The organism is Marivita sp. (genome assembly GCF_020055635.1).
Taxonomy (GTDB): Bacteria; Pseudomonadota; Alphaproteobacteria; order Rhodobacterales; family Rhodobacteraceae; genus Marivita.
This window is the reverse complement of the sequence record NZ_JAIPUT010000005.1, coordinates 149,486-157,863: the sequence shown is the minus strand read 5'-3', so window position 1 is coordinate 157,863 and position 8,378 is coordinate 149,486. Positions and strand designations below refer to the sequence as shown.

Sequence of the window (8,378 nt, the reverse complement as noted above, 5' to 3'; positions counted from 1 at the left end):
CGGTCGTCTCGGGGTCGGGAAAGACAAAATCGCGGTCGCCATCGGATCCGCGCGTGATCTGCAGATAGACCAGACCGTCCTCGATCCCGTTCATCTTGACCAGTTCGCGATGAACCTCGAGCAGATCGTCGAACACTGCCGGTTTCTTGATCTCGAGTTCGTTCAGCGATCGCTCCAACCGCTTTGCATGACCGGCAAAATCAATCAACTTGCCACCCAGAACTGATGTCACCTCATAGACCCCGTCCGCCATCAGGAACGCCCGGTCGAAGATCGACACTTTCGCCTCGTCCTCGGGCAGGTACTCTCCGTTCACATACACGGTGCGGGTCATGGGTGGATCTCCTTATCCCCAAAGACCGGGTCCCGAGGGATGCACACCGGCCTCGTCAAACAGCAATGGTTCCTCGCGGTCTTCGGCCAGAAGCAGCGGCCCGTCAAGGTCCGTGATCGCCGCTCCCTGCGCCACCAGCGCGGCAGGTGCCATCGCCAGCGACGATCCCACCATGCAGCCGACCATGACGTCATAGCCCGCGGCCCGCGCCGCATCCCGCAGGGCCAGCGCCTCGGTCAGCCCCCCGGTCTTGTCGAGCTTGATGTTCACCATGTCATACTTGCCCTTGAGCGCAGGCAGGGACCCCCGGTCATGGCAGCTTTCATCGGCACACAGCGGCACAGGCCGGTCCACCCCCAGAAGCGCGTCATCCTCGCCCGCGGGCAAGGGCTGCTCCACCAGCGCCACCCCCAGTCGCAGCAGATGTGGCGCCAGGTCGGCGTAAACTTCCGCCGACCAGCCTTCATTGGCATCGACGATGATCCGCGCGTCGGGCGCCCCCGCCCGCACTGCCTCAAGGCGCGGCATGTCATCGGGCGTGCCCAGCTTGATCTTCAGAAGCGGCCGATGCGCATGTTTGGCCGCCTGCGCCTGCATCGCCTCGGGTGTGTCCAGCGACAAGGTATAGGCCGTCACCTCAGGCCCCGGAGCAGGCAGCCCTGCCAGTTCCCAGACGTGGCACCCAGCCTGTTTGGCCTCCAGATCCCAAAGCGCGCAATCCACCGCGTTGCGCGCCGCCCCGGCGGGCAGGGCGTCTTGCAGCGCCAAACGGTCGATCCCCTCGGGCAAGGACCGGATCTGCTCCTGGACGCTCTCCAATGTCTCATCGTACCGCGCGTAAGGCACACATTCGCCCCGGCCGGTCACGCCCTCCCGCGTCACCCGCACGGTCAGCACCTTCGCCTCGGTCCGACTCCCGCGCGAGATCGTGAAGACCTGCGCCAGCCGGAACACATCGCGCGTCACCTCGATCATGGGCCCGCCCCCCTCGCTTCTTCTCTTTCCAAATATGCAAACACGCCGCCGCCAGAGGCGCAACGCCAGGCGATATCAGAGCGCCGCCAACGCCTCGGCCAAACGGTCCGCCCCATGACGGTACGGGTCCACCGCCGGCAGTCCCATGCGGTCTTCCAGCTCCTCGAGATACGCCACCGCCTCGGCTTCGCCCATATGCTGCGTGTTGATCGAAATCCCGGCCACCACGCAGTCCGGATTGGCCACCCGCGCCAGCGGCAGCGCCATGTCGCGCAGCGCCTCCAGCGATGGCAGGTCATAGCCCGGCAGCCCCCGCATATGCGTCCGCGTCGGCTCGTGGCACAGGATCAGCGCATCCGGCTGGCCGCCATGGATCAGCGCCAGCGTCACCCCCGAGAAGGACACGTGGAACAGGCTGCCCTGCCCCTCGATCCCGTCCCAGTGGTCGGCGTCATTGTCCGGCGTCAGCCATTCGATGGAGCCGGCCATGAAATCCGCCACAACCGCATCCAGCGGCACACCGTCCCCGGTGATCAGGATGCCCGTCTGCCCGGTTGCGCGAAATGTGCTTTTCATGCCCCGGTCGCGCATGGATTTGTCCAGCGCCAGCCCGGTATACATCTTGCCCACCGAACAATCGGTACCGACCCCCAGAACCCGCTTGCCGCTGCGCTTGACGCCATCGGCGATGGGATACTCGACCTCGGGCACCCGTACGTCATGCAAGCTGCGCCCTGTGGCCTCGGCCACCGCCACCAGGTCGGGCTCGTCGCGCAGGAGGTTGTGCAGCCCCGAGGCCAGGTCGAACCCCTCTTCCAGCGCCGTCACGAGCACCTTCTTCCAGGCCTGGCTGATCTTGCCGCCGCGATTGGCGACCCCCACGACCAGAGTTTCGGCGCCCGCGTCCCTGGCTTCGGCAAGCGTCATGTCCGCCAGCCCCAGATCGGCCTTGCAGCCCTCCATCCGGAATTGCCCGACACAGTTCTCCGGACGCCAGTCCTTGATCCCCTGCGCCACTTTCGCGGCCAATCCATCCGGTGCGTCGCCCAGAAACAGCAGATATGGTGTCTTGATCATCACGGCCCCCTGACATGTCCTGTGTTGATGGAAGAATGACAGCCCGGCGCATCAATTGCATCGCCTCACGCGTCGATTTTGCTGCAAATTGCACAAAATTTGCCCGAAAAACCAGGCCGCCTTCGAAGATTCTTGCAGTTCCACCTCATGCTGCACGGCAGCGGCGATTCCGCAGGTGCAAAATGCACTTGCAGAAAGACGCGCAATTTCATAACTCCAGAAGGGCACCACGCGAAACATCCTTACCAAGAGGCGTCATATGTCCTTCCGAATCCAGCCCGCCGCGCCCGCGCGTCCGAACCGCTGTCAACTCTTCGGCCCGGGATCCCGACCGGCGATCTTCGAAAAGATGGCAAAATCCGAGGCGGATGTCATCAATCTCGATCTCGAAGACAGCGTCGCCCCCTCCGACAAGGACAGCGCCCGCGAAAACATCATCCAGGCGATCGGGGATATCGACTGGGGCAACAAGACGCTCAGCGTGCGGATCAACAGCCTCGACACCCCGTTCTGGTATCGCGACGTGGTCGACCTGCTGGAACGCGCGCCCGACCGGCTTGACCAGATCATGATCCCCAAGGTGGGCTGCGCGGAAGATCTCTATGCCGTCGATGCGCTGGTCAGCGCGGTCGAGGCCGCCAAGGGCCGGGCCAAGCGGCTCGCCTTCGAGGTGATCATCGAATCCGCCGCCGGCCTCAGCCATGTCGAAGACATCGCCGCCGCCTCGCCGCGCCTCGAGGCGATGAGCCTCGGTGCCGCCGATTTCGCGGCCTCGATGGGCATGCAGACGACGGGCATCGGCGGCACGCAGGCCAATTACTACATGCTGCACGAGGGTCAGAAGCACTGGTCCGACCCGTGGCACTGGGCGCAGACCGCCATCGTCGCCGCCTGCCGCACCCATGGCGTGCTGCCGGTCGATGGTCCCTATGGCGATTTCTCGGATGACGAGGGCTTCCGCGCCCAGGCGCTCCGGTCGGCAACCCTCGGGATGGTCGGCAAATGGGCGATCCACCCCAAACAGGTGGCGCTGGCCAACGAGGTCTTCACCCCGACCGAAGACGCGGTGACCGAGGCCCGCGAGATCCTGGCCGCGATGGAAGAGGCCAAGGCCAAGGGCGAAGGTGCCACGGTCTACAAGGGCCGGCTGGTCGATATCGCCTCGATCAAACAGGCCGAGGTCATCGTCCGCCAATCGGAAATGATTTCCGCGCAATAAGAATTTTCGTACGAAAATTCTCACGGTCAGTTTCTTCGTACGAAGAAACTGGCCTGCCTAGTCCGACCAGGCCTTGCGCCCGTCCACGCCGGTCTCGGCCACCAGCCCGCGCCGCTTGGCCTCGTAATAATACCCGCGCGCGTACCACATCACCGCGTCGGCTTCGTCTCCGTCCGACACCATCCAGGCGCCGCGCAGATAGCGCGTCGCGTATTTCAGGTTGGTCTCTGCATCCAGAAGGTCTGTCGGGGCACCGCGAAACCCCATCGACCGGGCGGTTGCCGGCAGGATCTGCATCAGCCCGAAATACGGACCGTTCCGCGCCTCGGGACGGTGCGTGCTTTCCCGGACCACGACCCGCTGCACAAGCGACACCGGCACCTCGTTTTCGGCCGCGGCCTCGACGATCAGCGATCGCAATTCGGGCGTTTCGTTGGGATAGAGGTTCCGCGACGAGACCACGGGCTCGGGCGGCGGCGTGGCAGCACAACCGGCCAGGCCGATTGCTGCAACCAGGCCCAAACTCAGACGGCGCATGTTTTTCATGCGAAAGCCTTGCGACGAACTCCGCCGCAAGGCAATCCTGTCAAACGTGGATCGGCGGCCCTCCGCCCAAGGCGTGCCATCGACACGGACGACCCGTCAGGCCGCGTAATATTCCTCGAACACCGGAGACGGCTGGCTGCTCCGCTCTGTCACCAGCTTCGGGACCGGCGTGTAATACGCCCAGGCTTCGGTCAGAAGATGCAGCGCCTCTTGCGGGGCGACGCGTTTCGGTGTGACGGATAGTTGCTTTGTCATCGGACGACTCCAAGTCTTGTGTCCCTCCCGTATCAGGCAATCTATGCCCTCGCGCCGCCGACACCAGAGCGGTCATCACAGCCTCGCCATGCAGGCACTGCATATCTTACGCGCGGTCATCCTCGGGCGACCCCATCACCACGCAGGACGTGATCGCGTTGACCCGGGGCAGCCCTCCCGGAACTCCCGTGTGGAACGGCTTGTAGACCACCAGATCCACCGCCTCCGGCCCTCCCGCCTCAGAACGCGCAATATCCGGCGGTCGATACGATCAAGGTCCGTCATTTGTTGTCCAGACGACTTGCAGTGACCGCATATTCACAACAAAAAGGCGCAAACCTCGTCACATACTGCGCCCCATGACACCAGATCTCCTTCTCGCCCTCGCAGGCTTCGCCCTCGTCACCGTCATCACGCCCGGGCCGAACAACCTGATGCTGATGACCTCTGGGGCCAATTTCGGCTTTCGGCGTTCGATCCCGCACATGCTCGGCGTGGGGCTCGGATTCCCCCTGATGATCCTGCCCGTGGGCCTGGGCGTGATGCAGGTCTTCGACCTCTGGCCGCTCTCCTACACCATCCTCAAGGGGCTGTCGGTGGCCTACATGCTCTACCTCGCCTGGCGCATCGCCAATGCCGCCCCACCCGACAACACACCGAAAGCCGGCGGCACGCCGTTCACCTTCCTGCAAGCCGCTGCATTCCAATGGGTCAATCCCAAGGCCTGGTCCATGGCGCTCGGCGCGATCACGCTCTACGCCACCGGACGCGATCTGGCCGCCGTGCTCTGGGTCGCGTGCACCTATGTCGCCATGGGCTGCATCTCCACCACCAGCTGGACGGTCCTCGGCCAACAACTGCGCCGCATCCTGAACCGCCCCAACCGCCTGCGCGTCTTCAACTGGGCGATGGCGGCACTCCTGGTGGCGTCGCTGATCCCGGTGATCTGGACCTGAGCCACATCTGATTGCAAATCCCCGCCCGCACGGCCATATACACCGCCAGCCAAGGGCAACAGGGCGACCTCTGATCATGACGAACTATCTCGATTTTGAAAAACCGCTGGCCGAGATCGAAGGCAAAGCCGAAGAACTCCGCGCGATGGCGCGCAAGAACGACGAGATGGACATCGAGGACGAAGCCCGCGCGCTCGACGCCAAGGCCAGCGCCCTGCTCAAGGATCTCTACAAGAAACTGACGCCGTGGCGGAAATGCCAGATCGCCCGCCACCCCGAACGGCCGCATTGCAAGGACTATATCGAGGCGCTGTTCACCGAATACACGCCGCTCGCCGGCGACCGCAATTTCGCCGACGACGACGCCGTGATGGGCGGGCTTGCCCGCTTCGACGACCAGCCGGTGGTGGTGATCGGCCACGAAAAGGGCCACGACACCGAAAGCCGCCTCAAGCGCAATTTCGGCATGGCCCGCCCCGAAGGCTACCGCAAGGCGGTGCGCCTGATGGATCTCGCCGACCGCTTCGGCCTGCCGGTGATCACGCTGGTCGACACCCCCGGCGCCTATCCCGGCAAGGGCGCCGAAGAACGCGGCCAGTCCGAGGCCATCGCCCGCTCGACCGAAAAGTGCCTGCAGATCGGCGTGCCGGTGATCTCGATCGTGATCGGCGAAGGCGGATCGGGCGGCGCGGTGGCCTTCGCCACCGCCAACCGCCTGGCAATGCTCGAACACTCGGTCTATTCGGTGATCTCGCCCGAAGGCTGCGCGTCGATCCTGTGGAAAGACGCCGAGAAGATGCGCGAGGCCGCCGAAGCGCTGCGCCTCACGGCCCAGGACCTGCTTCATCTCGGCGTCGCCGACCAGGTGATCCCGGAACCGCTGGGCGGCGCCCATCGCGGCCGTGACGAGACGATCAAGGCCGTCGGCACCACCCTGCGCGCCATGCTCAAGGACCTGTCCGACAAGACGCCGAAGAAACTCGTCACCGACCGCCGCCGCAAGTTCCTTGCCATCGGCAGCAAGGGCCTGGCCGCGTAGATGCGCGCCCTGATCCAGCGTGTGTCCGAGGCCTCCGTCAGCGTCGAGGGCGAGGTGCTTGGCGAGATCGGCGCCGGCCTGCTGGTCCTGATCTGCGCCATGCAGGGCGACACCGAGGCCCAGGCCGAAAAGCTTGCCGCCAGGATCGCCAAGCTGCGCATCTTCAAGGATGACGACGGCCGCATGAACCGATCGGTCCTGGATGTCGGTGGCAGCGCCCTGATCGTCAGCCAGTTCACCCTCGCCGCCGACACGTCGCGCGGCAACCGGCCGGGCTTCTCGGCCGCCGCCGCCCCGGAAGACGGCAACCGACTCTACGAATCCTTTGCCGGCCGAGTGGCGGCGCAGGGCATTCCCGTTGCCAAGGGCCGCTTCGGCGCGGACATGAAGGTGCGGCTGCTCAATGACGGGCCGGTCACGATCTGGATCGACACGGCGGAGTGACGCCAGACAAGGCCCCTGGCATCGCCCGCGCGTTTTTTTGCATATTTGGAAAGAGAAGAAGCAGGGGATCGCGCGCCTCTCTTTACGGGCGATTAACCTTGATGTGGCAAGAACACGGGGCGGTACAGGCAGGCATGCCGATGACCGCAAGAGGAGAAGCCCCGCGCGCGTCTTTTGTGAGCCGATCGAGGCCGGGGCGCGGCGGGGTGGATCTTGCCGGCTTCTTCTCTTTCCAAATATGCAAACGCAATGGCCGCCAGACGCGTGTGGTCCTCTTCCGCGTCACGGTGCCATTCGCGCGAGCCGCAGGCGAGACATCCTGCCAGGGCGGGCGCAGCCCGGCCTGTCCTCAGGGTTCGCGCAGTGCCTCGCGGGATTTGTAGAGCGGTTTCAGCAGGTATTGCAGCACGGTCTTTTCGCCGGTGTGCAGTTCGACCGTCGCCTGCATGCCGGGGCGGATCTCGAGCTGGCGCTGGCGGTCGGTCAATGACGTCTTGTCGACCCGCACGGTCACCTTGTAATGCGCCGGGGCCTCGGGGCGGCGGTCGTCCTTGAATGTGTCGGCCGAGATCACGTCGACGCGGCCCTTCAGCGATCCGTAGATGGTGAAGTCATAGGCAGACAGCTTGATCGTCGCTTCCTGGCCGGGGCGAATGCCGGCGATGTTCTCGGGCGCGACCTTGGCCTCGACATAGAGCTCCTCGCCCAGCGGGATGATCTGCAGGATTTCTTCACCCGGGCGCACCACGCCGCCGATGGTGGTGACCCCCAGCTTGTTGACCACGCCATGCATCGGGCTGACCAGAACCGTCCGGGTCAACTGGTCCTGCGAGGCGCGCAGGTTCTGGCGCAGGGTCGCCAGTTCCTTGAGAGTCTCGGAATAATCCTGCGCGCGGTCGAGTTCGGTCTGGGTGATGATCTCGTCCATCTTGATCTGCGCATCCGCATGCGCCCGGCGGGCGCGGGTCACTTCGATCAGGGCGACGACCTTCTTGTCCAGCAGGTTTTCCATCAACTCCTTTTCCTGTGTCGCCTGAGCCAGCACCCGGCGCGCGCCGTCATGGCGGGAATTGAAGTCAAGCTGCCGGGCCGCCAGGAGCGCCTGTTCCGAGGCCGCCATGTCCGGGTTGCGCTCGCGCAGTTCCCACGGAATCTCGAACTGAACAAGACCGGCCATTTCCGCCTCGATCCGAAGGCGGCGGATGTCCAGCGCGGTGATCTGGTCCTGAAGATCGTCCACCGAGGACCGGAACTGCGTGCCGTAAAGACGGGCCAGCACGTCGCCCTGCAACACCTCGTCGCCTTCCTTGACCAGCAGTTCCGACAGGATGCCGCCTTCGAGGTTCTGGATGATCTGCGGCCGCGAGGTCGAGATGAACTCCCCCTCGGCGCGCACGATCTCGTCGATCCAGGCATAGGCCGCCCAGATCAGGAACAGCCACACCGCCGCCCCCGACAGCCAGATGACCATCGACGGGCCGCGCAGACGGCGGCCAAGCTGCGAGGACAGATCGGTTGTGCTGACCGCCATCG

General features: G+C 64.7%; 10 protein-coding genes and 1 pseudogene. 4 read left to right on the top strand and 7 right to left on the bottom strand.

Features of this window, described 5'->3' with window-relative positions; genetic code table 11:
- From LCF60_RS04695 to dgcN, 3 genes are all read right to left on the bottom strand, one after another.
- A partial coding sequence (locus LCF60_RS04695; protein ID WP_363318383.1) for an aminotransferase class IV occupies positions 1-334 on the bottom strand: 334 nt, incomplete at its 3' end.
- Between the two features lie 12 nt (positions 335-346).
- On the bottom strand, positions 347-1,309 hold the full coding sequence (dgcA, locus tag LCF60_RS04690) for an N-acetyl-D-Glu racemase DgcA (protein WP_292289984.1): 963 nt from the start codon (positions 1,307-1,309) through the stop codon (positions 347-349).
- 75 nt (positions 1,310-1,384) lie between these two features.
- Complete coding sequence (gene dgcN / locus LCF60_RS04685; protein WP_292289983.1) at positions 1,385-2,386, bottom strand: N-acetyltransferase DgcN; 1,002 nt, start codon at positions 2,384-2,386, stop codon at positions 1,385-1,387.
- Between the two features lie 259 nt (positions 2,387-2,645).
- Here dgcN and LCF60_RS04680 point away from each other — a divergent pair, with 259 nt between their 5' ends.
- Entirely contained in the window at positions 2,646-3,605 is a 960-nt protein-coding gene (locus tag LCF60_RS04680; protein ID WP_292289981.1) for an L-malyl-CoA/beta-methylmalyl-CoA lyase, read from the top strand.
- 57 nt (positions 3,606-3,662) lie between these two features.
- Here the strand turns inward: LCF60_RS04680 and LCF60_RS04675 are convergent, their stop codons facing one another.
- The 3 genes and pseudogenes from LCF60_RS04675 to LCF60_RS04665 all read right to left on the bottom strand — a co-directional run.
- Positions 3,663-4,142, bottom strand: coding sequence for a lytic transglycosylase domain-containing protein (locus LCF60_RS04675; protein ID WP_292289991.1), 480 nt, complete (start codon positions 4,140-4,142; stop codon positions 3,663-3,665).
- A 105-nt stretch (positions 4,143-4,247) separates the two neighbouring features.
- Positions 4,248-4,406, bottom strand: a complete 159-nt coding sequence (locus LCF60_RS04670; protein ID WP_292289979.1) for a hypothetical protein — start codon at positions 4,404-4,406, stop codon at positions 4,248-4,250.
- 106 nt (positions 4,407-4,512) lie between these two features.
- A pseudogene (locus tag LCF60_RS04665) lies at positions 4,513-4,623 on the bottom strand (Lrp/AsnC family transcriptional regulator); the annotation flags it as partial.
- 142 nt (positions 4,624-4,765) lie between these two features.
- On the opposite strand from LCF60_RS04665, the gene LCF60_RS04660 reads away from it, so the two are divergent.
- The 3 genes from LCF60_RS04660 (at position 4,766) to dtd (ending at position 6,845) form a co-directional block, all read left to right on the top strand.
- Positions 4,766-5,362: a LysE family translocator gene (locus tag LCF60_RS04660; protein WP_292289978.1), complete on the top strand. Its 597-nt coding sequence runs from the start codon at positions 4,766-4,768 to the stop codon at positions 5,360-5,362.
- A gap of 76 nt (positions 5,363-5,438) precedes the next feature.
- Positions 5,439-6,401, top strand: a complete 963-nt coding sequence (locus LCF60_RS04655) for an acetyl-CoA carboxylase carboxyltransferase subunit alpha (RefSeq protein WP_292289977.1) — start codon at positions 5,439-5,441, stop codon at positions 6,399-6,401.
- The gene (dtd, locus tag LCF60_RS04650) at positions 6,402-6,845 is read left to right on the top strand and encodes a D-aminoacyl-tRNA deacylase (protein WP_292289976.1); all 444 of its coding nucleotides are present in this window, start codon (positions 6,402-6,404) and stop codon (positions 6,843-6,845) included. It begins immediately after the preceding gene.
- 349 nt (positions 6,846-7,194) lie between these two features.
- Here dtd and LCF60_RS04645 read toward each other — a convergent pair whose 3' ends face one another.
- Complete coding sequence (locus tag LCF60_RS04645; RefSeq protein ID WP_292289975.1) at positions 7,195-8,376, bottom strand: HlyD family efflux transporter periplasmic adaptor subunit; 1,182 nt, start codon at positions 8,374-8,376, stop codon at positions 7,195-7,197.
- Positions 8,377-8,378 lie beyond the last annotated feature (2 nt).

What these genes read in the sequence shown, in the direction of transcription:
- LCF60_RS04660 (WP_292289978.1), top strand. Translation starts at nt 4,766, where the DNA reads ATGACACCAGATCTCCTTCTCGCCCTCGCAGGCTTCGCCCTCGTCACC.
- LCF60_RS04675 (WP_292289991.1), bottom strand. Translation starts at nt 4,142, where the DNA reads ATGCGCCGTCTGAGTTTGGGCCTGGTTGCAGCAATCGGCCTGGCCGGT.
- dgcA (WP_292289984.1), bottom strand. Translation starts at nt 1,309, where the DNA reads ATGATCGAGGTGACGCGCGATGTGTTCCGGCTGGCGCAGGTCTTCACG.
- LCF60_RS04645 (WP_292289975.1), bottom strand. Translation starts at nt 8,376, where the DNA reads ATGGCGGTCAGCACAACCGATCTGTCCTCGCAGCTTGGCCGCCGTCTG.
- LCF60_RS04680 (WP_292289981.1), top strand. Translation starts at nt 2,646, where the DNA reads ATGTCCTTCCGAATCCAGCCCGCCGCGCCCGCGCGTCCGAACCGCTGT.
- dgcN (WP_292289983.1), bottom strand. Translation starts at nt 2,386, where the DNA reads ATGATCAAGACACCATATCTGCTGTTTCTGGGCGACGCACCGGATGGA.
- LCF60_RS04670 (WP_292289979.1), bottom strand. Translation starts at nt 4,406, where the DNA reads ATGACAAAGCAACTATCCGTCACACCGAAACGCGTCGCCCCGCAAGAG.
- dtd (WP_292289976.1), top strand. Translation starts at nt 6,402, where the DNA reads ATGCGCGCCCTGATCCAGCGTGTGTCCGAGGCCTCCGTCAGCGTCGAG.
- LCF60_RS04655 (WP_292289977.1), top strand. Translation starts at nt 5,439, where the DNA reads ATGACGAACTATCTCGATTTTGAAAAACCGCTGGCCGAGATCGAAGGC.